Below are 22,017 nucleotides of genomic sequence, written 5' to 3' on the forward strand. Positions count from 1 at the left end.
GATATGTTAGCGTCAATCCAAAATATCAATGGTTATTCATTTTTCTTTTATATTTGTAAAAAAATTTAGATGCAATTTCTCGTTTATATATTAGCCTTCCCTATTCTTTGGCTTATTTCTATTCTTCCTTTTCGAGTATTTTATTGGTTTTCAGATTTTGTGTATTTTATTATTTATCGAGTTGTAGGATATCGCAAAAAAACAGTGCGTGAAAACTTAGCACTGACTTTGCCGCACTTAAGTAATGCCGAAAGAAAAGACATCGAAAAGAAGTTTTACCATCATATGTGTGATATGTTTTTGGAGATGATCAAAACCATGAGTATTTCACCGGAAGAAATGGAAAAAAGATTTACTGTTACCAATATTGAAGTTCTTAACGAATATGCAAAAAAAGGTAAAAGTATTGTTCTTGTTGCTTCGCATTATGCGAGTTGGGAGTGGCTTTTGACTATTAACAAACGTATGGCTTTTAGAGGAATTGGTGTTTATAAAAAAATAGCAAATCCTTATTTCGATAAATTAATTAGAAGAATAAGATCTAAATACGATGCTGAATTAGTCGAAACTAGAAAAACGATTCCGATGATGGCACAAAACCAACGCGACGGAATTTTAAGTCTTTACGGATTAGCAAGTGATCAGTCACCAAAACTGGATCGGATTTTTCATTCGATGAAATTTATGGGAGTTGAAGTTCCTGTACACACAGGAGCCGAAATGCTTGCTAAAAAATACGATTTGAGCGTTGTTTTTGTTAAAGTAAAAAAAGTAGCGAGAGGTTATTATGAAGCAACAATTATTCCTATTGCAGATAATTCTAAAGAATATGAAAATTTTGAAATTACAGAAAAGTATTTGAGAGAAGTAGAAAAACAAATTCTTGAAGCTCCTGAATATTATTTATGGACTCATAAAAGATGGAAACACAGAATTGAAAAATAATTCTGAAACAAATTAAAATCCAAAAGACAGTAATTGTTTTTTGGATTTTTTTCATTTAAAGCAAATCATTAAAAACATAAAAAAGGTTATGATGGGTTTTTGTAATATTTTATTTTGATAAGATTTATACGATAGATTGTATAAAAACATATATTTGAAATTAGAATTAACCCAAATCTAATTTTACCTACTTATGATTAAAAACCTATGTTTTTCAATTTTAGTAGTTTGTTTTTCTATAACTTCTTCTGCGCAAAGCCCAAAACGCGGAATAGCTTACGGAAACAATTCTACTGCCGATTTATTAGCGCTAAAACCCGGAATTTCTTGGTGGTACAACTGGGGATCATCTCCGGAAAATGACACAAATGACAATTATGAATCTATTGGAGTAGAATATGTTCCGATGGCGTGGCGAGAAGTTAATGATGCCGATGTACAGGCATTTATAAACAAAATAAAGCCCGGCGCGAAATACCTTTTAGCTTTCAATGAACCCAATTTTAATGATGGCTCAAGATTAACGCCTATAGATGCCGTAAATGCCTGGAAGAATATCGAGAAAATAGCCGCTGCAAAAAATTTAGAAATTGTAAGTGCCTCACCGGCGTTTAATGGTCCTAAAAATTATGGCGGTTATTCGAGCCCAATTGCGTGGCATGATGATTTTTTTCTTTTATGCCCTAATTGCAAAGTCGATTATATTGCTTTTCATACGTATGACAGTTCTTCCGGTTCTGTTATTGGCGTTACTGGACTTCTAAAAAAATACAATCGGCCAGTATGGGTAACTGAATTTGCCAACAGAGTAATTCAGACTGCGGATCAAAAAACGACGTTTATGAAAGAGATCATAACTAATTTTGAAAATGATCCTGATATTTATCGTTATTCATGGTTTACCGGAAGAATTAAGCCTGAATGGACAGATATGGCGGAAGGCCCATTATTAGATACACAAAGCGGTGTTTTAAGACCTATTGGAACTGAATATATAAATACTACTTATACATCTAAAAAGATGAATGTTCCCGGCAGAATTACAGCCAACAAACATTATCGCAGAAAAGGTACCAGCCTGCAGAACACAACAGATTCCGGAACAACTCAAAATGTAAGTTTAATAAATGAAGGGGACTGGAACGAATTTCTGATTAATGTTGCTAATGCCGGAACTTACAAACTTACTTTTAGAGTTGCTTCAGCAACTATTCCTGGAAAATTTGACATTCTTGTAAATGGAGAGACAGTAAAATCAGATGAAACCTTTGCTGCAACTGGCGGATTGCAAACTTTTACTGATAAAGTTGTTAACGGAGTTACATTACCAAAAGGAGAAGTTTTATTGAAAATTAAATTCAAATCGAATGATATGAGTTTTAATTTTATTGATGTTGCCGTTTCGAATTTAGGTGTAAACGATCCAACAATTGAACAAGATTCTTTTACCGTTTATCCAAATCCAATTAAGCAACAATCTATACTTCATATAAAATCATCAATTACAGAACCTGTGAATTTAAAAATAGTCGATATGAAAGGAAGTATTTGTTATGCTTCTGATACTTTCAACACTAATGAAGATATTAAAATTGGAGAAAAACTTTCGAGCGGAATTTATATTGTAACGGCAGTTTATGGTTCTATTACAAAATCAATCAAAATTATTAAAAATTAAAAACTTCAATTTTAGAATAAAAAAAAACTCTTTCAAATTAATGAAAGAGTTTTTTTTTTATTGAAAATGCTGAAAATTAAATTCCCGCAATTGCTTTTATTTCGTCTATAATTCGAAGTGCCAAAACATCTGCTTCTTCCTGAGATGGAGCTTCAGTATAAATTCGGATAATAGGTTCTGTATTTGATTTTCTTAAATGAACCCATTCCGTAGCAAAATCAATTTTTACACCATCAATTGTGGAAATGTCTTCATTTTTATATTTTTCAGTCATTGCAACCAAAATTGCATCAACATCTATTTGAGGTGTTAATTCAATTTTATTTTTGCTCATATAATATTCAGGATACGAAGCTCTCAATGCCGAAACTGACATTTTTTTATTCGCTAAATGCGTTAAAAACAATGCTACTCCAACCAAACTATCACGTCCGTAATGCGATTCAGGATAAATAATTCCGCCATTTCCTTCACCACCAATAATAGCATTATTTTTTTTCATCAATTCAACTACATTCACCTCGCCTACAGCGCTGGCTTCGTAATTTCCTTTATGACCAACAGTTACATCGCGCAAAGCACGTGATGATGACATGTTCGAAACAGTATTTCCGGGAGTTTTACTCAAAACATAATCAGCGCAAGCGACCAAAGTATATTCTTCGCCAAACATTTCTCCGTCTTCACTGATAAATGCCAAACGATCTACGTCCGGATCTACAACAACTCCTAAATGGGCTTTTTCTTTTACAACCAACTCAGAAATATCCGTTAAATGTTCTTTTAAAGGTTCCGGATTGTGAGGAAAATGTCCGTTCGGTTCGCAATATAATTTTACAACTTCAACGCCCATTAATTCTAATAATCTCGGAATAATAATTCCACCAGATGAATTTACTCCATCAACAACAACTTTAAATTTCGCCGCTTTTACAGCTTCAACATCAACTAAAGGCAAATTTAAAACCTCGTCAATATGAATATCCATGTAAGCGTCGTTTACGGTAATTTCACCTAAATTGTCAACATCAGAGAAATCGAAAGCTTCTGCTTCAGCAATTTCAAGGATTTTAGCTCCTTCTGCACCGCTTAAGAATTCACCTTTTTGATTCAATAATTTCAATGCATTCCATTGTTTTGGATTGTGAGACGCTGTTAAAATAATTCCACCATCCGCTTTTTCTAACGGAACAGCAATTTCAACCGTTGGCGTTGTCGAAAGTCCAAGATCAATTACATTAATTCCTAAACCGATTAATGTATTTACAACCAGATTGTGAATCATTGGTCCGGAAATTCTAGCATCGCGACCAATTACAACCGTTAATTTTTCTTTTGAAGTATTATTTTTCAGAAAGGTTCCGTATGCCGATGCAAATTTTACAGCATCAACAGGAGTCAGGTTATCTCCTACTTTACCTCCAATAGTTCCACGTATTCCTGAAATTGATTTGATTAAAGTCATTTTAATGAGTTATGGTTATTTATTACAAATATAAAAAAGTTACTAAGGTTCTGAGGTACTAAGGCGCTAAGATTTTAAAAAAAGTTGTTAAGATGCTAAGAGACTAAGTTACCGAGATTTTTAATAAAATTAAGTATCGAAGCCGTACATCACTAAAATGGTATGAAAAAGTTTTCATACTTTTACTAAAACAACTTAGTGTATAAGCTGCTTAGCAACTCTAAAAAACTTAGAACCTTAGCAACTTAGAACCTTAGCACCTTAAAAAAATGAATTTCCTAGCACACATATATCTTTCTGGCGATAATGATTTAATAAAAATCGGCAATTTTATGGCCGATGGTATTCGTGGAAAACAATTTGAACATTTCCCCGAAGAGGTTCAAAAGGGAATCATTTTACATCGCGCCATAGATACGTATACAGATTCGCACGATATTTTCAGACAGAGTACCAAGCGTTTGCATGACAGATACCATCATTATTCGGGAGTAATTGTAGATATTGTTTACGATCATTTTTTGGCCAAAAACTGGACTTCATATTCTGATGAAAAACTGGAAGATTTCATTAACCGATTTTATAAATCATTGCATGAAAATTATGCTATTCTTACTGAAAAAACGCAAAGTATCATGCCGTATATGATTGAGCGAAACTGGCTTTTAAGCTATCGAACAGTTGAAGGAATTCATCAAATTTTGACACAAATGGATCGAAGGTCAAAAAATGCATCAAAAATGCAATTTGCAAATGAAGAATTGGTAGAATTTTATTCTGAGTTTGAAGAAGAATTTACAACCTTTTTTGAAGATCTAAAACAGCATTCAAAACAAACATTACTTTCGTTATGAGAAAACTTTCACTTCTATTCACCCTTGTATACATAAGCTGCACAGCACAACAAACTTTACCAAAACCAACCGGATTGGTTACGAATAAAGCAATGGTTGTTTCGGCACGTGAAGAAGCTTCAAAAATTGGAGCAGATATCATGAAAAAAGGCGGTAATGCGTTTGATGCGATGGTAGGTACGGAATTGGCTTTGGCAGTAGCTTTTCCGTATGCAGGAAACCTTGGTGGTGGCGGTTTTATGGTGTACAGAAAAGCAAATGGTGAAGTTGGATCTATAGATTATCGTGAAAAAGCGCCCTTGGCAGCCACAAAAGATATGTATCTGGATAAAGAGGGAAATGTAATAAAAGGAAAAAGTACAGAAACCGCTTTAGCAATTGGAGTTCCGGGAACTGTTGCCGGAGTTTTTGCAGTGCATAAAAAACTAGGTTCTCTGCCAATGTCAGAAATATTAAAACCTGTTATTGCCCTTGCAGAAAGAGGCGTAATTGTAACTATCAAACAGCAAAAACAACTCGAAGCTTATCATGATGCAATCGTAAAAGTAAATGGACCAAATACGCTTATGGCGGGAAAATTTAAAGAAAACGATACCATAAAATATCCGGCTCTTGCCAGTACTTTAAAACGAATTTTAAAGAACGGAAAAGACGAATTTTACAAAGGTGAAACGGCTAAAATTTTAGTAGACTATCTAAAGAAAAAAGGTGGCATTATTACGCTAAAAGATTTGGCAACCTATGAAGCAAAATGGAGAAAACCGCTTCAGTTTGATTATAAAGAATTAAAAATCACTTCGATGTCGCCTCCAAGCAGCGGAGGAATTTGTCTGGCTCAAATTATGAAAATGATTGCGCCTTATGATTTATCGAAAATGGGACATAATTCTGAACAATCGATTCAGGTTATTGTTGAGGCAGAACGAAGAGCTTATGCTGACAGGAGCCAGTTTCTGGGTGATCCTGATTTCGTTAAAATTCCGATTAAGGCTTTATTAACTGATGCTTATTTAAAAGACAGAATGTCAAATTTCGACCTTAACAAAGCCAGTTTATCCTCTGAAATAAAAGAAGGAAAAGTAACCTATAACGAAAGCCTTGAAACAACACATTATTCTATTGTTGATGCGCAGGGAAATGCCGTTGCAGCCACAACAACCATAAATGATGGTTTTGGGTCTAAATATTATTGCGATGAGTTAGGTTTCTTTTTAAATAACGAAATGGACGATTTTAGTGCAAAACCGGGATCTCCAAATATGTTTGGACTTGTTGGAAATGAAGCCAACAGTATTGCGCACGGTAAACGAATGTTAAGTTCAATGACGCCAACAATTGTCGAAAAAAACGGAAAACTATTTATGGTTGTTGGTTCTCCCGGAGGATCAACTATAATTACAAGTGTTTTGCAGGCTATTTTAAACGTTTATGAGTATAAACTAAGCATGCAGGAAGCTGTAAATGCCCCACGTTTTCACCATCAATGGTTGCCGGATTTAATAACTTTTGAACCAGATGCATTTGATACTGCCACAATTGATAAACTTAAAGCAAAAAGTTATTTGATTAATGAAAAAACAACTCCTGTAATTGGTAAATTAGACTGTATTTTGGTTTTACCGGATAATAATCTTGAGGCAGGCGCCGATTTTCGTGGTGACGACAAAGCTGTCGGATTTTAAAATAAAAACATTTACGCCCGAAAAATGGCACAAATTTGAATTTTAAAAACTAAATTTGCAAATTCCCTAACTTTTTAAAGAGATAATGTTAAGAAAACTTTTTCGAAGACTAGAAAGCATTATTGCTTTAGCACAATCCATATTGACGCCAAAGCAGTTCATTTTTTTATCAAGCGTTTTAGTTGGTATTTCGTGTGCTTTTGCTGTAATTATTCTAAAGACTTTTGCGCATAGTGTTTTCTCTTTTGCTACTTACATCAACGGAGTTTTAAAATTAAACTTCATTAATGGGATCTTACCTATTATTGGTATTGTACTGACCGTATTTGTAGTTCAAAAAGTTCTAAACGGAAGTATTCAAAAAGGAACTTCTCAAATTTTATATGCAGTTGCCAAAAAAGCAAGTATCATTCCGAAGAAACAAATGTACGCTCAGATCGTTACCAGTTCCTTAACGGTTGGACTTGGTGGTTCGGCAGGACTTGAGAGCCCGATTGTAATTACCGGTGCGGCCTTTGGATCTAATTATGCCCAAAATTATAAATTAGCTTATAAAGACCGAACGTTACTTATTGGTTGTGGAGTTGCAGCAGGAATTTCGGCAGCTTTTAATGCTCCAATTGCGGGCGTTCTATTTGCTATTGAAGTTTTACTGGTTGATGTTAGTATTTCGGCCTTTACTCCCATTATGATTTCGGCTGCGACCGGTGCGTTGGTTTCTGCCATTTTATTAGATGAAAGCATTTTATTATCCTTCAAACAACAGCAAACATTCAATTATCATAACATTCCTTTTTACATCCTGTTAGGAATTCTAACTGGTTTTGTAGCGGTTTATTACGCCCGAAATTTTCAAAGAGTTGAGCATTATTTTTCTAAATTAAAAATGGGTCCGTATAAAAAAGCACTAATTGGTTCTTCTTTATTAGCATTACTTATTTTTATTTTTCCAACGCTTTTTGGAGAAGGTTATGAAAGCATTAAATCCTTATCTGAAAACGATCCCGGGCAAATATTAGACAATACTTTATTTGCCGATTTCAGAAACAATCAATGGATTTTACTTCTGTTTGTTGGATGTACGATGATGGTAAAAGTTTTCGCATCCGGGCTAACACTTGGAAGTGGAGGAAATGGAGGAAATTTTGCTCCTTCTTTATTTATGGGATCTTATTTAGGCTATTTCTTCTCAAAATTTATTACTTTGATTGGTTTATCAAAACTACCAATTAGCAATTTTACGATGGTTGGAATGGCGGGTATTTTAAGTGGATTATTTCATGCGCCGCTTACTGCTATTTTCTTAATTGCAGAAATTACCGGTGGTTATGGTTTGATGATTCCGCTTATGATTGTTTCTTCTATTAGTTTTGCGATTTCAAAACGTTTTGAAAAATATTCTCTTGATGTTAAAAATCTGGCTAAAAAAGGACATGCTTTTACCAGCAATAAAGATTCTAATATTCTCTCGACTTTAGATATTGACACCATCATTCAATGCGATTATCTAACCGTTCATCCTGACGAAAATTTAAGCAAATTGGTTGATTTGATTTCACATTCAAATCAGGTTGTTTTTGCCGTGGTAAATAATGAAAGAGAACTTGTGGGAATTATTCATTTTAATGATATACGAGAAATTATTTTTAACTCTTATCGCGTAAAATATACGTTGATTAAAGATGTTATGAAAACCCCTCCCGCCACTATATCCTCTTTTGATACCATGGAAATTGTTATGAGTAAGTTCGAAAAATCAAAATCGGCTTTTCTTCCTGTTATACGAAACGAAAAATATCACGGTTTCATTTCCAAGTCTATAGCGCTCGAAGCTTACCGAATGAAACTGCGTTCTATGACAATTGAATAGAGCTTAATATCGGATAGGTTAATATTTTGGATTATCCGATATTAAGAATTACCTTTGTCGTATCATGTGGAATATAGACCTAACGTACAGAACAGAATCTCAATCAACATTTGATCGATTATATCAAAAAAGGCTTGATTTGCAAAATAGCAGACCATTGCCCAATATTGCTTTGCATAAAATTCGCGAGAGTTTATCTTTAGAATGGACCTACAATTCGAACAGTATTGAAGGAAATACAATGAGTTTGCGCGAAACCCAAATGGTTATTCAGGAAGGTATTACCATTAAAGGAAAATCACTTCGAGAACATTTTGAAACCCATAACCACGACAAAGCAATCGATTATTTATATTCAATTGTTGATGATAATTACAAACTTCGAAGTATTGATATTCTTTCACTTCACGGATTGGTTTTGCGTTCTATCGAAGATGATTTTGCAGGACGATTACGAAATGGAGGCGTTCGAATTTCTGGAGCTAATTTTATGCCTCCAAATGCCAATAAAGTTTCAGATTATCTCGATGAATTAATTGATTTTATCAATACAAATCCTTTAGGTTTAAACGATATTGAACTTGCCACAATTTACCATCATAAATTAGTCTGGATTCATCCTTTCTTTGATGGAAATGGCCGAACTGTTCGTCTAAGCATGAATCTGTTGTTGATGCGTTGTGGTTTTCCGCCGGCAATTATTCTTAAAAATGACCGAAAAAAATATTATGAAGCACTTAATCAGGCTAATAATGGTAATTATCAAAAACTAATACTCTTGATGTGTCAGGCTTTAGAACGAACACTTAATATCTATTTAAGTGCGATGCCTGGAAGCAGTTATGATTATCAAAGTATTGCAGATATTGTGAGCGAGCCACAAGCTCCATACGGCCAGGAATACGTAAGTTTACTCGCCAGAACAGGAAAAATTGATGCTTATAAAGAAGGCCGAAACTGGTACACAACCAAAGAAGCAATCGAAGAATATATGGCAACCAGAAAGAGAAAACGCTAGTGAAAGCTAGCGTTATTTTGTTACAATTTTTAACATAAACTTCTATTCTCTAGTACTAAAAGAACAAATCAAAGTGGTAACTTTGCGTTTTGCTCAAATTTATGCTAGATAAAGACAATACTATTGAAGTTCTTGGTGCAAGAGTTCATAATCTAAAAAATATCGATATTTCTATTCCGAGAGAAAAACTTGTAGTAATTACAGGTCTTTCCGGTTCGGGAAAATCCTCTTTGGCCTTTGATACTATTTATGCCGAAGGACAGCGTCGTTATGTCGAAACTTTTTCGGCCTATGCCAGACAATTTCTTGGAGGTTTAGAGCGTCCGGACGTAGATAAAATCGACGGACTTTCGCCAGTAATTGCCATTGAACAAAAAACAACCAGTAAAAGTCCTCGTTCTACCGTTGGAACTATTACTGAAATATACGATTTCCTGAGACTTTTATACGCTCGTGGCGCTGACGCTTTTAGTTACAACACAGGCGAAAAAATGGTTTCTTATTCTGATGACCAAATTAAGGATTTGATCATGGAAGATTTTAATGGAAAACGTATTAATATTTTAGCGCCAATTATTAGAGCCAGAAAAGGGCATTATGCTGAATTATTCCAACAAATTACTAAACAAGGATTTCTAAAAGTCCGTGTAAATGGTGAAGTTCAGGATTTGGTTTCAGGAATGAAATTAGACCGTTACAAAACCCACGATATAGAAATTGTCGTTGACAGAATGTTAATTGAAAACACCGAAGACAATCAAAAAAGATTATCAGAAAGTATCAATACAGCGATGCATCACGGCGAAAATGTTTTGATGATTTTAGATCAGGATACGAATGAAGTTCGCTATTTCAGTAGAAATTTGATGTGTCCTACAACAGGAATCTCCTATCAAAATCCGGAACCGAATTTATTTTCATTTAACTCTCCAAAAGGAGCTTGTCCGCATTGTAACGGATTAGGAACGGTTCATGAAATCAACATTAAAAAGATTATTCCAAATCCTAAATTATCGATTAAAGGCGGTGGTTTTGCTCCGCTTGGCGAATATAAATCTTCCTGGATTTTTAAGCAGTTAGAAGTTATTGGAGAAAAATTTGGTTTTAAAATCACAGATCCGATTGAGAAAATTTCGGAAGAAGCCATGAATATGATTCTTCACGGAGGAAAAGATAAATTCACTGTAAACTCAAAAGATTTAGGCGTTACCCGTGATTATAAAATAGATTTTGAAGGAATCTCGCATTTCATTAAAAATCAATATGATGAAAGCGCTTCGACCACTATAAAACGTTGGGCAAAAGATTTTATGGATGAAGTAAACTGTCCCGTTTGTGATGGTTCTCGTTTGAAAAAAGAAGCACAGTTTTTTAGAGTAAACGGCAAAAATATCACCGAATTGTGTGATATGGATATATCTGATTTAACGGCTTGGTTTGCAGATTTAAATAGTCATTTATCAGACAAACAGCTTTTGATTGCTTCAGAAGTTGTAAAAGAAATTAAAGATCGTTTGAACTTTTTGATGAATGTTGGTTTGAATTATTTGGCTTTAAGCCGAAGTTCAAAATCACTTTCTGGCGGAGAAGCGCAACGTATTCGTTTGGCAACACAAATTGGTTCGCAATTGGTTGGTGTTCTGTATATTTTAGATGAGCCAAGTATTGGCTTACACCAAAGAGACAATGAAAAACTGATTCATTCGTTAGAGCAATTACGCGACATAGGAAACTCGGTTATTGTGGTCGAACATGATAAAGACATGATCGAACGTGCCGATTATGTAATTGATATAGGCCCAAAAGCGGGAAAATACGGTGGCGAAATCATTAGTATTGGAACTCCTGCAGAAACTCTAAAATCGAACACAATTACTGCTCAATATTTGAATGGTAAAATGAAATTAGAGATTCCGAAAGAGCGTCGTAAAGGAAACGGAAAGTTTTTAAAACTAACCGGAGCAACCGGAAACAACCTGAAAAATGTTTCAATCGAATTGCCTTTAGGACAAATGATTTGTGTTACAGGAGTTTCGGGAAGTGGAAAATCGACTTTGATAAATGAAACGCTCTACCCTATTCTAAATGCTTACTATTTTAATGGCGTAAAAAAACCACAACCTTATAAAAAGATTGAAGGTTTAGAACATATTGATAAAGTTATTGATATAGATCAAAGTCCGATTGGGAGAACGCCACGTTCAAATCCGGCGACTTATACAGAAGTTTTTACCGAAATTAGAAACTTGTTTACCATGACTTCTGAGAGTATGATTCGTGGTTATAAAGCCGGACGTTTTAGTTTTAACGTAAAAGGCGGACGCTGCGAAACCTGCGAAGGTTCCGGAGTTAGAACTATCGAAATGAACTTTTTACCTGATGTTTATGTGGAATGTGAAACCTGTCAGGGAAAACGTTTTAACAGAGAAACCTTGGAAATTCGATACAAAGGAAAATCAATTTCGGATGTATTGAATATGACGGTTGACGAAGCAGTTCCGTTTTTTGAAATGATTCCGAAGATTTACCGAAAAGTAAAAACGATTCAGGATGTTGGTTTAGGTTATATTACACTTGGTCAGCAAAGTACAACACTTTCGGGCGGAGAAGCGCAACGTATAAAACTAGCGGGAGAATTGTCTAAAAAAGATACCGGTAATACTTTTTATATTCTTGACGAACCTACTACAGGTTTGCATTTTGAAGACATTCGTGTTTTGATGGATGTCATCAATAAATTAGTCGATAAAGGAAATACAATCCTGATTATCGAACATAATATGGATGTTATTAAACTTGCTGATTATATCATTGACATTGGCCCTGAAGGTGGAAAAGGCGGCGGACAATTAATCGCAAAAGGAACCCCTGAAGAAGTAGCTAAAAATAAAAAAAGCTATACGGCTAAGTTTTTGAAAAAGGAATTGGAAGCGTAAGATGTTTGCATCGACACCTTTGTCAAAGTTTTAAAACTTTGACAAAGGTTCAAACAATTATTATTCAATCTACAAATAACGCATCAAATCCTTCTCTAGGATACCTCTCTAACATCTGACGGATTAAAATCCGTCTCTACAATATAGATCAAGCCGAAGGCTCTTTAAGTTAAAGTTTATAACAAAATCATTTAATGATCATGAAAGAAGACATTGAAATTCCTATTGAACATCAAAAAATAGTTTTAAGCAGAATTGGAAAAAGTAAAACTTCACCCAAAAGAATGTTAGATTGGGACGAGGTTTCAGATGAAGTTATTAAATATAAATAATCCCTATCAAGGACAATTCTATAAGAATAGATCTTAATTCTATGATGCGTTTTGCTTTGCAATAAAAAATTCAACACGTTGATAATATAATTTCAACAAAGATGCAATTCCACAGAAACACATATATCTTATTGCTGTAATGAAATATCAGATTTAATACGTTGATAATGAAATCCTAATCAAAACCAAACGTTTAAAATTGTTACATTTCAATTAATAAGTGCGCATTTTTGTGTCAATTCTTAAAAAAAGCACTAATTTAGTACGCCCTTTTTGTCAAAGCTTTTTTGATTTTGAAAGGTTAAGAGAAACGCTATGAATCTAAAAGAAAAATTAAGTAATGTTGACCACTATTTTTCGCCTAAAATAATTGATGAAGTAAACGATCAATATATTAAAGTCGCTAAAATAAAGGGTCAGGAAGTGCCCTGGCATAATCATGAGAATGAAGACGAATTATTTTACATTGTCGACGGTGAACTTTTAATGGAAATTGAAAACGAACCTTCATTTACCATGAAAAAAGGCGATTTATTTGTCGTAAAAAAAGGTGTAAATTACAGAGTTTCATCTGTTGAAGAATGTCACATAATGCTGATTGAATCTAAAACTACTGAACATACCGGAAAAGTAAAAAGCAACATTACTAAATCTATTGAAGACCAAACGTATTAATTAAAAGAGATTTTTTCCTTTTATAAAATAATGTTTCAATTGAAAACTGATGCCCTAGCCCTGATGGGAGCGGCATCCTTTTTCTGGCTTCTTTAGCCAGGAAAAGATATAGCGGACAGCAGGAAACAGCTCCTTCTCTGACTTCGCTCAGGAAGACAACTTTAAAAGACACAACTTAAATAAAAATATAAATAAATTAAAATACCTAAAATGAGATTAGAAGATTTTGATAATGATGAAGATAAAGTAATTCAGGATCGTTTGAAGCAAAAAACGTGGAATGAAATTAGGACTAATGACAGCTGGGCGATTTTTAAAATCATGGCCGAGTTTGTAAACGGTTACGAAAGCATGGGAAGAATTGGTCCGTGTGTATCGATTTTTGGATCTGCGAGAACAAAACCGGACGATAAATATTATTTATTGGCAGAGAAAATTGCTTATAAAATCAGTAAAGCGGGTTATGGTGTGATCACAGGAGGTGGTCCCGGAATCATGGAAGCAGGAAATAAAGGTGCGCATTTAGGCGGCGGTACTTCGGTTGGTTTAAACATCGAATTGCCTTTTGAACAGCATTTTAACCCTTATATCGATCACGATAAAAACCTGAATTTCGATTATTTCTTTGTGAGAAAAGTAATGTTCGTTAAATATTCACAAGGTTTTGTAGTAATGCCGGGAGGTTTTGGAACGCTGGATGAAATGTTTGAAGCGATCACTTTGATTCAGACGAAAAAAATTGGAAAGTTCCCAATTATCCTGGTTGGGGTTGAATTCTGGTCAGGACTGATTGACTGGGTAAAAACGGTTTTGGTTGAAAAAATGCAAACGGTTAGCCCTGATGATTTAAACTTATTCAAGATTGTTGATACTGAAGATGAAGTAGTTGAAGCTTTGGATAAATTCTATAAAAAATACGATTTGAGTCCGAACTTCTAATATTTTTTTTAACCATATAAGTCATGTAAGATAATTTAAGCTGACGTTAAGTAACGCTTAAATAATATGAACTTATATCACTTATATGGTAAAATTACATTAAGTATTACAAAAAATGAAAGCTGTTTTTTTAAACAGCTTTTTTTGTAGTATTTTTACAAAAAACCAAAACAACTTTATACTCGTAACTTAAGATATAGCCATTAATTTTTAAGCCATCCTTGAAATCATTTTATAAAATTATATTCTTCATTTTAGTTTTATTGAGTTCGATAAAACAATACGCGCAGCATCAATCTAAGATGGAAGTTGCGGTAAATCTCGAACTTAAAACTTTGAATGTAAAACAGGATATTACGTTTTATAATACTTCTACTGATTCATTGGCTACAATTGTTTTGAATGATTGGAACAATGCTTTTTCTGCTAAAAATACGCCTTTGGCAGAACGTTTTTCGGATGAATTTTACAGAGGTTTTCATTTGGCTAAAACCGAAGAAAGAGGAAATACAACCATTTTGAATTTGACGAATTCTGAAAATTTAGCTTTAGAATGGGAAAGAACAGATAGAAATCCAGATTTTATTGTAATACGATTAAATCAGAAGTTAGCTCCTGGTGAAAAATTCGATATTCACCTTACTTACATTGCTAAAATTCAGAGCGATAAATTTACTCATTATGGTTACACGCAGAATGGCGGAATGAATTTAAAAAACTGTTTTTTGAGTCCGGCGCGTTATGACAATCATAAGTTTACAACTTACAATAATTTCAATCTGGAAGATATCGCAAATGCCAGTACTGATTATGAAGTTGAAATTAAAGTTCCTGCTAATTATTCGATAACGACTGATTTAAATTCGGTTTCAACAGATACGAACCCTAGTTTTAGTACATATTCTTTTTCAGGAATCAATAGAAATGATTTTAATTTGATTATTGAAAAACAGAATAGTTTTAGGAGTTATAACAACGGATCATTAGAAGTTTTATCAGATTTAAAAGCTAAAAAACTGACCGAAATTCAAAGAGCGATAATCATAAATCGGGTTACTTCTTTTGCAAATAATTTCATTGGAAAATATCCACATCAAAAAATAACAATTTCTCAGGCAGATTATGATCGAAATCCTTTTTATGGATTGAATCAATTACCGTCATTTTTTAGTCCGTTTCCGGATGAATTTATCTTTGAAATTACATTTTTAAAAACGTATTTGAATAATTATCTAAAAACCAGCCTTCGTTTAGATCCGAGAAAAGACAATTGGATTTATGACGGAATTCAGATTTTCACGATGATGAAATACATGGAAGAAAATCATCTGGACAAAAAAATGCTTGGCAGGCTTTCTCAAATGAAACTGTTTAAAAGTTACAACATTACCAATCTAACTTTTAACGAGCAATACAGCTATTATTATATGTTAATGGCTCGAAAAAATCTGGATCAGCCGCTTGGAGACCCAAAAAATACGCTCATAAAATTCAATGAACAAATTGCCAGCAAATACAGAGCGGGCTTAAGTTTAAGTTATCTGGATGATTATTTAGATCAGAATATTGTGCCTCAAAGTATTCAGGAATTTTACAATTTAAATAAAACAGAACAGGTAAATCGTTATGATTTTGAAAAAATACTGAATAAAAATACGACCAAAAATATCGATTGGTTTTTTGAAACTATAATTGATTCTCGAGATATAATCGATTATAAATTTTCGAATGTTTCGAGAACAAAAGATAGTGTGCAATTTTCGATAAAAAATAAAACAGGAATATATGCTCCGGTTCCGGTTTATGGCCTTAAAAAAAATGAAATTGTTTTTAAGGAATGGATTGAACCTAAAACAGCAGATTCTGTTTATCATTTTGACAGAAAAAATGCGGACAAAATTGTTCTGAATTATAATAATGAAGTTCCGGAATACAATCAGAGAAATAACTGGAAATCACTGAAAAATCTGGTGATTACAGAGCGTCCGATAAAATTTAATTTTGCTAAAGATCTGGAAGATCCGTATTACAATCAGATTTTATATATTCCAACGCTTACCTATAATTATTACGATGGATTCACGCCCGGATTTCGTTTTCACAATAAAACGATATTAGACAAACCGTTTACTTTTGATATAAATCCGGCTTATTCTTTAAAAGCGGGAACAATCTCGGGATCATCTGCTTTTTCGTATAGTCAGTATTATAGAAATAGCACCTTATATAATGTAAAATATTCTATAAGCGAGAATTATTACCATTATGCTCCGGATGCCACTTATTTAAGATTGAATCCGATGGTTCAGTTTCGAATTCGTGAAGAAAATTTTAGGGATAATCGAAAACAGCTGATATTATTTCGCCAGATAATTGTAAATCGTGAAGCCAGTCAGTTTATTACGGATAACTCAAAACCGAATTATTCTGTTTTTAATGCCCGATATATGAATACCAAAACGGAACTGATTAACCACATAAATTTTATGGGTGATGTTCAGTTTGGAGGAAATTTTGGAAAACTATCCGGAGAAATAGAATACAGGCATTTATTTGAAAACAATCATAGATTGAATTTAAGACTTTATGCCGGAAGTTTTTTATACAACAACACAAATTCTGACTATTTTAGTTTTGGTTTAGACCGACCGACTGATTATCTTTTTGATTATAATTTTCTGGGAAGATCAGAAAGCACGGGGATTTTCAGTCAGCAATTTATAATGGCCGAAGGTGGTTTTAAATCAAAATTAGAACCATCCTATGCCAATAAATGGATGACAACGCTAAACGCGAGTTATGCAATTTGGGACTGGATTGAAGCTTATGGAGATGTTGGTGTGATGAAAAATAAGCATGAAAAAGAATATTTTGCGTATGACAGCGGTATTCGATTAAATTTTGTTCCGGACTACTTTGAACTCTATTTTCCTATTTATTCTAATAATGGATGGGAGATCTCTCAAAATAAATATAACGAAAAAATAAGATTTGTGATAACTTTTTCACCTAAATCATTAGTTACACTTTTTACCCGAAAATGGTTCTAATTGAATAAATTTTAAATAAAAACGTAAATTATTTTTAATTAAAACAGAAAAACCTTAAATATTCAATAAAAAATATACGTAGTTTTAGCAATTTACTTATAGATAATTAAATTATATTTATTTTAATGAATTATGATTATTGATACTTTTTAAGTAATTTTGCCGCATAACATGACCCATTCCAGATTATGATTACAGAAAAAAACAATACTACATTAACATTCGAAGATTTCAAAACCGAAGTATTAAGCGATTACAGAATTGCTGTAACGAGCCGAGAATGTAGCCTGTTAGGACGTAAAGAGGTATTGACAGGAAAAGCCAAATTTGGAATATTTGGTGATGGAAAAGAAGTGCCGCAGCTTGCTATGGCAAAAGCTTTTAAGAATGGAGATTTCCGTTCTGGTTACTACCGCGATCAGACTTTTATGATGGCGATTGGTGAATTGACACCAAAGCAATTTTTCGCAGGTTTATACGGTCATACTGATTTAGATTATGATCCGATGTCTGCAGGAAGACAAATGGGCGGGCACTTTGTAACGCACAGTCTGAACGAAGACGGTTCATGGAAAGACTTAACAAAACAAAAAAATTCAAGCGCAGATATATCGCCAACAGCCGGACAAATGCCAAGATTATTGGGATTGGCTCAGGCTTCTAAAATTTACAGAAATGTTGATGGAATTACCATTAAAGACAAATTCTCTGTAAACGGAAATGAAGTGGCCTGGGGAACTATTGGAAATGCCAGTACATCTGAAGGTTTGTTTTTTGAAACTATAAATGCTGCCGGAGTTTTACAAGTTCCGATGGTGATGAGTGTTTGGGATGATGAATACGGAATTTCGGTTCATGCTAAACATCAAACTACTAAAGAAAATATTTCTGAAATTCTAAAGGGATACCAACGTGATGAAGATTCTAACGGGTATGAAATTTTCAGAGTTAAAGGCTGGGATTATGCAGAACTGGTTTCTACTTATGAAAGAGCTTCTGCCATTGCCCGCGAACAACATATTCCTGTTTTAATTCACGTAAACGAATTAACGCAGCCGCAAGGACACTCTACTTCTGGTTCTCACGAACGTTACAAAAATGGAGACAGACTGGCTTGGGAAAGAGATTTTGACTGTATTCGCCAAATGCGTTTATGGATGATTGCTATTAATATTGCATCGCCGGAAGAATTGGCTGAAATTGATTTTGAATTGAAAAAAGAAGTTCTTGAAGCTAAAAAAGAGGCCTGGAATTCTTTCATCAATCCGATAATTGAAGATCAAAAAAATCTTTTGGTTTTATTGGAACAAATTGCTGAAGCAAGCATCAACCATAAAGAAAGAATTAGAAAATATATTTTTGAATTAAGCGCCATTAAATCGCCGCTTAAAAAAGAAATGCTGGTAATTGCAAGAAAGATTCTTCGTTTTATTGAAGTTCCAAACAGCAAGGTTTTACTTTCAAACTGGATTACCAATTATATAGAAATTACGCAACCAAGATTTAGCAGTAATTTACATTCTGATTCAGATCAAAATGTATTTTCAGTTGAAAAAGTACTTCCTAAATATGCTGAAAATGCCAAACCGGATTTAGACGGACGTATGATTCTTCGTGATAACTTCGACGCTTTGTTTACCAAATATCCTGAAACTTTAATTTTTGGTGAGGATGTTGGAAACATTGGTGATGTAAACCAAGGTCTGGAAGGAATGCAGGAAAAATACGGAGAACTTCGTGTTGCCGATGTTGGTATTCGTGAAGCTACAATTATTGGTCAGGGAATCGGGATGGCTTTAAGAGGTTTACGCCCAATTGCTGAAATTCAGTATTTAGATTATTTATTATACGCAATTCAAATCATGAGTGATGATTTGGCAACGTTACAATACAGAACTGTTGGAAAACAAAAAGCACCATTAATTATCAGAACTCGCGGACACCGTTTAGAAGGTATCTGGCATTCTGGTTCTCCTATGGGAATGATTATCAATGCTATTCGCGGAATCCACGTTTTGGTTCCGAGAAATATGACTCAGGCTGCAGGTTTTTACAATGCGCTGTTAGAGACTGATGAACCGGCTTTGGTAATTGAATGTTTGAATGGTTACCGTTTAAAAGAAAAAACTCCTTTGAATTTTGGTGAATTCAAAACGCCAATTGGTGTTGTAGAAACGCTAAAAGAAGGTACGGATATAACGTTAGTTTCTTACGGATCGACATTAAGACTGGTAGAACAAGCAGCAATTGAGTTGCAAGAATTAGGAATTGATTGTGAAGTAATTGATATTCAATCACTGCTTCCGTTTGATATTAATAAAGATATTGTAAAAAGTATTGCCAAAACAAACCGTCTTTTAGTAATCGACGAAGATGTTCCTGGTGGAGCTTCGGCTTTTATCCTGCAACAAATTTTGGAAGAACAAGATGCTTACCAATATTTAGACAGTAAACCGCAAACTCTGGCTGCAAAAGCACACAGACCTGCGTACGGAACTGATGGCGATTATTTCTCTAAACCTTCGGCAGAAGATATTTTTGAAAAGGTTTACAGTATGATGAATGAAGTTAATCCTTCTAAATTTCCTGATTTGTATTAAGGATTTAGAATGTTTTAGATATAAAAAAAGCTTGTAAACAATCGTTTACAAGCTTTTTTATTTTGTCAATAACATCAAATCAGTATTAACATCTCGTTTGTCATCCTGAGCGAAGTCGAAGGCGCACCAATTGGAACGTGGGCTTCGACTTCGCTCAGCCTGACAAAAAATGCGCATAAAATAATCCGTGTAAATCCGCGTTTTCGCGTTAGCGAATCCGCATCATCCGCGTTCTATTCTCAAACTAAGACTTTAAAATAGCCCTGGCCTTTTCTAAATCTTCTGCCGTATCAATTCCAATTCCAACATGTGTGGTCTCCACCATTTTAATACGTTTTCCGAATTCTAAATAACGAAGTTGCTCTAGCTTTTCAGAAGCTTCTAAAGATTTCATTGGCAAGCTGTAAAAATCTAATAAAGCCTGTTTTCTAAAAGCATAGATCCCGATGTGTTGAAAATAACGAACACCAACGTCCTTATCTCTTGGATACGGAATTACAGATCTTGAAAAATACAATGCAAATTGCGATTGATCTACAACCACTTTTACGTTATTCGGATTATTGATTTCGTCTTCATCTGTGATTTCCCGCATTAATGAAGCCAAATCAATCTTTTTATCTTCATCATTTCTAAAAACAGATAAAACCTGTTCTAAAGGTCCGGCTTCGGTAAAAGGTTCATCGCCTTGTACATTTACAACAATATCAACATCTAAATTGGCAACGGCTTCAGCAATTCGGTCGCTTCCTGATTCGTGTTCTTTGATGCTCATAATGGCTTTTCCTCCATTTGAAACAATTTCATCATATATCAAACTAGAATCGGTTACTACAAAAACATCATCAAATAATTTTGTAGCTACAGAAGCTTCGTACGTTCTTAATATTACAGTCTTTCCTCCCAAATCCTGCATTAGTTTTGCAGGAAAACGTGTTGATGCGTATCGCGCTGGAATTACAGCTATTATTTTCATTCTACTATCTTTAATTTATTATTTTTTTCTCTGTGACTCTTTGTGTAATTCCTTTGCGAATCTCTGCGGTAAAATTATAACGCAAAGTTGCACAAAGATTTACGCGGAGATTCACGAAGTTTTTACATGATTTTTACCGATGTCATACTTAATGAACCAGCCAATAATTTATCATTAAACAAACTTAATTCTTCTGAATCTTTTTTTAAACCTAAAGTATACAATAAAGGCAAATAATGATCAGGCGTCGGAATCGCCAATTGAACCGCTTTATTCATTCTTTCGAAATCAATTAACGGCTGAAAATTTTCGTCTAATAAATAATTATTAACAGTTTCACGAGCTTCAATCGCCCAATCGAAACCATAATTATCTTTATCAAAATTTCTAAAATCTACTAAACGTAAATTGTGCACGATATTTCCGCTTCCAATAATCAAAACACCTTTGTGACGCAAGGATTGTAACTTCTGAGCCAACTCAAAATGATATTGACCTGATTTTGTATAATCAATACTCAACTGAATTACCGGAACATTTGCTTCGGGATATAAATGTTTGATGACGCTCCACGCACCATGATCTAAACCCCAATGTTCATCTAAGTCGACATGAACAGGTTCTAATATATTTTTAGTTTCAATTGCTAATTCAGGGCTTCCTTTTGCAGGATACTGAACATCAAAAAGTGCTTGCGGAAAACCTCCAAAATCATGAATAGTTCTCGGCATTTGCATCGAAGTAACTTTGGTTCCGTTGGTAAACCAGTGCGCCGAAATACACAAAATAGCATTGGGTTGCGGCAGTGTTTTAGCCAAATCCCGAAAACCCGCAACAAACTGATTTTCTTCAATGGCATTCATTGGACTACCATGTCCTAAAAACAAAACCGGCATTTTATCTGTATTCGAAAACGTTGACGAAATCGAATGTAAGTCGTTTAGTGTTGTCATTGTAAATTGTTTTCTTTTTCGCCACGAATTACACGAATTAGCAC

15 protein-coding genes are annotated in these 22,017 nt (G+C 34.1%); 12 read left to right on the forward strand and 3 right to left on the reverse strand.

The genetic code is table 11. The annotated features are described in order from the left end of the window. Window positions 1–69: 69 nt before the first annotated feature. Both EV143_RS11110 and EV143_RS11115 read left to right on the forward strand, forming a co-directional pair. The gene (locus tag EV143_RS11110; RefSeq protein WP_133508016.1) at window positions 70–945 is read left to right on the forward strand and encodes a lysophospholipid acyltransferase family protein; all 876 of its coding nucleotides are present in this window, start codon (window positions 70–72) and stop codon (window positions 943–945) included. A gap of 193 nt (window positions 946–1,138) precedes the next feature. Beyond that, window positions 1,139–2,623, forward strand: coding sequence for a glycosyl hydrolase (locus EV143_RS11115; RefSeq protein WP_133508017.1), 1,485 nt, complete (start codon window positions 1,139–1,141; stop codon window positions 2,621–2,623). 76 nt (window positions 2,624–2,699) lie between these two features. Here the strand turns inward: EV143_RS11115 and glmM are convergent, their stop codons facing one another. Further along, complete coding sequence (gene glmM, locus EV143_RS11120; RefSeq protein WP_133508018.1) at window positions 2,700–4,088, reverse strand: phosphoglucosamine mutase; 1,389 nt, start codon at window positions 4,086–4,088, stop codon at window positions 2,700–2,702. A gap of 269 nt (window positions 4,089–4,357) precedes the next feature. Between glmM and EV143_RS11125 the strand changes: the two genes are divergently transcribed. From EV143_RS11125 to EV143_RS11165, 10 genes are all read left to right on the forward strand, one after another. After that, window positions 4,358–4,942: an acyl carrier protein phosphodiesterase gene (locus tag EV143_RS11125; protein WP_133508019.1), complete on the forward strand. Its 585-nt coding sequence runs from the start codon at window positions 4,358–4,360 to the stop codon at window positions 4,940–4,942. Beyond that, on the forward strand, window positions 4,939–6,624 hold the full coding sequence (gene ggt / locus EV143_RS11130; protein WP_133508020.1) for a gamma-glutamyltransferase: 1,686 nt from the start codon (window positions 4,939–4,941) through the stop codon (window positions 6,622–6,624). The genes EV143_RS11125 and ggt overlap by 4 nt, the downstream gene beginning before the upstream one ends. Before the next feature lie 85 nt (window positions 6,625–6,709). Then, complete coding sequence (locus EV143_RS11135) at window positions 6,710–8,494, forward strand: chloride channel protein (protein WP_133508021.1); 1,785 nt, start codon at window positions 6,710–6,712, stop codon at window positions 8,492–8,494. Between the two features lie 64 nt (window positions 8,495–8,558). Then, entirely contained in the window at window positions 8,559–9,512 is a 954-nt protein-coding gene (locus EV143_RS11140) for a Fic family protein (protein ID WP_059115185.1), read from the forward strand. Window positions 9,513–9,613: 101 nt separating this feature from the next. Continuing rightward, on the forward strand, window positions 9,614–12,448 hold the full coding sequence (uvrA, locus tag EV143_RS11145; RefSeq protein WP_133508022.1) for an excinuclease ABC subunit UvrA: 2,835 nt from the start codon (window positions 9,614–9,616) through the stop codon (window positions 12,446–12,448). A gap of 200 nt (window positions 12,449–12,648) precedes the next feature. Beyond that, on the forward strand, window positions 12,649–12,780 hold the full coding sequence (locus tag EV143_RS21905; protein WP_262710977.1) for a hypothetical protein: 132 nt from the start codon (window positions 12,649–12,651) through the stop codon (window positions 12,778–12,780). A 315-nt stretch (window positions 12,781–13,095) separates the two neighbouring features. Beyond that, window positions 13,096–13,455 carry a cupin domain-containing protein gene (locus tag EV143_RS11150; RefSeq protein ID WP_133508023.1) on the forward strand — a complete coding sequence of 120 codons (360 nt, stop codon included), beginning with the start codon at window positions 13,096–13,098 and terminating at the stop codon, window positions 13,453–13,455. A 210-nt stretch (window positions 13,456–13,665) separates the two neighbouring features. After that, window positions 13,666–14,394 carry an LOG family protein gene (locus EV143_RS11155; RefSeq protein ID WP_133508024.1) on the forward strand — a complete coding sequence of 243 codons (729 nt, stop codon included), beginning with the start codon at window positions 13,666–13,668 and terminating at the stop codon, window positions 14,392–14,394. Window positions 14,395–14,696: 302 nt separating this feature from the next. Next, a complete protein-coding gene (locus EV143_RS11160) occupies window positions 14,697–17,444 on the forward strand; it encodes a gluzincin family metallopeptidase (protein WP_133508265.1) in 2,748 nt (915 codons plus the stop codon). A gap of 188 nt (window positions 17,445–17,632) precedes the next feature. Continuing rightward, entirely contained in the window at window positions 17,633–20,044 is a 2,412-nt protein-coding gene (locus EV143_RS11165; protein WP_133508025.1) for an alpha-ketoacid dehydrogenase subunit alpha/beta, read from the forward strand. 244 nt (window positions 20,045–20,288) lie between these two features. Here EV143_RS11165 and kdsB read toward each other — a convergent pair whose 3' ends face one another. Together kdsB and ygiD are read right to left on the reverse strand one after the other, a co-directional pair. Beyond that, window positions 20,289–21,020, reverse strand: coding sequence for a 3-deoxy-manno-octulosonate cytidylyltransferase (kdsB, locus tag EV143_RS11170; RefSeq protein ID WP_133508026.1), 732 nt, complete (start codon window positions 21,018–21,020; stop codon window positions 20,289–20,291). 122 nt (window positions 21,021–21,142) lie between these two features. Further along, window positions 21,143–21,973, reverse strand: coding sequence for a 4,5-DOPA-extradiol-dioxygenase (gene ygiD / locus EV143_RS11175; RefSeq protein WP_133508027.1), 831 nt, complete (start codon window positions 21,971–21,973; stop codon window positions 21,143–21,145). Window positions 21,974–22,017: the final 44 nt, after the last annotated feature.

Origin of the sequence: Flavobacterium chryseum (assembly GCF_004362015.1) — a bacterium.
Taxonomy (GTDB): domain Bacteria; phylum Bacteroidota; class Bacteroidia; order Flavobacteriales; family Flavobacteriaceae; genus Flavobacterium.

What these genes read in the sequence shown, in the direction of transcription:
- EV143_RS11110 (WP_133508016.1), top strand. Translation starts at nt 70, where the DNA reads ATGCAATTTCTCGTTTATATATTAGCCTTCCCTATTCTTTGGCTTATT.
- EV143_RS11115 (WP_133508017.1), top strand. Translation starts at nt 1,139, where the DNA reads ATGATTAAAAACCTATGTTTTTCAATTTTAGTAGTTTGTTTTTCTATA.
- glmM (WP_133508018.1), bottom strand. Translation starts at nt 4,088, where the DNA reads ATGACTTTAATCAAATCAATTTCAGGAATACGTGGAACTATTGGAGGT.
- EV143_RS11125 (WP_133508019.1), top strand. Translation starts at nt 4,358, where the DNA reads ATGAATTTCCTAGCACACATATATCTTTCTGGCGATAATGATTTAATA.
- ggt (WP_133508020.1), top strand. Translation starts at nt 4,939, where the DNA reads ATGAGAAAACTTTCACTTCTATTCACCCTTGTATACATAAGCTGCACA.
- EV143_RS11135 (WP_133508021.1), top strand. Translation starts at nt 6,710, where the DNA reads ATGTTAAGAAAACTTTTTCGAAGACTAGAAAGCATTATTGCTTTAGCA.
- EV143_RS11140 (WP_059115185.1), top strand. Translation starts at nt 8,559, where the DNA reads ATGTGGAATATAGACCTAACGTACAGAACAGAATCTCAATCAACATTT.
- uvrA (WP_133508022.1), top strand. Translation starts at nt 9,614, where the DNA reads ATGCTAGATAAAGACAATACTATTGAAGTTCTTGGTGCAAGAGTTCAT.
- EV143_RS21905 (WP_262710977.1), top strand. Translation starts at nt 12,649, where the DNA reads ATGAAAGAAGACATTGAAATTCCTATTGAACATCAAAAAATAGTTTTA.
- EV143_RS11150 (WP_133508023.1), top strand. Translation starts at nt 13,096, where the DNA reads ATGAATCTAAAAGAAAAATTAAGTAATGTTGACCACTATTTTTCGCCT.
- EV143_RS11155 (WP_133508024.1), top strand. Translation starts at nt 13,666, where the DNA reads ATGAGATTAGAAGATTTTGATAATGATGAAGATAAAGTAATTCAGGAT.
- EV143_RS11160 (WP_133508265.1), top strand. Translation starts at nt 14,697, where the DNA reads ATGGAAGTTGCGGTAAATCTCGAACTTAAAACTTTGAATGTAAAACAG.
- EV143_RS11165 (WP_133508025.1), top strand. Translation starts at nt 17,633, where the DNA reads ATGATTACAGAAAAAAACAATACTACATTAACATTCGAAGATTTCAAA.
- kdsB (WP_133508026.1), bottom strand. Translation starts at nt 21,020, where the DNA reads ATGAAAATAATAGCTGTAATTCCAGCGCGATACGCATCAACACGTTTT.
- ygiD (WP_133508027.1), bottom strand. Translation starts at nt 21,973, where the DNA reads ATGACAACACTAAACGACTTACATTCGATTTCGTCAACGTTTTCGAAT.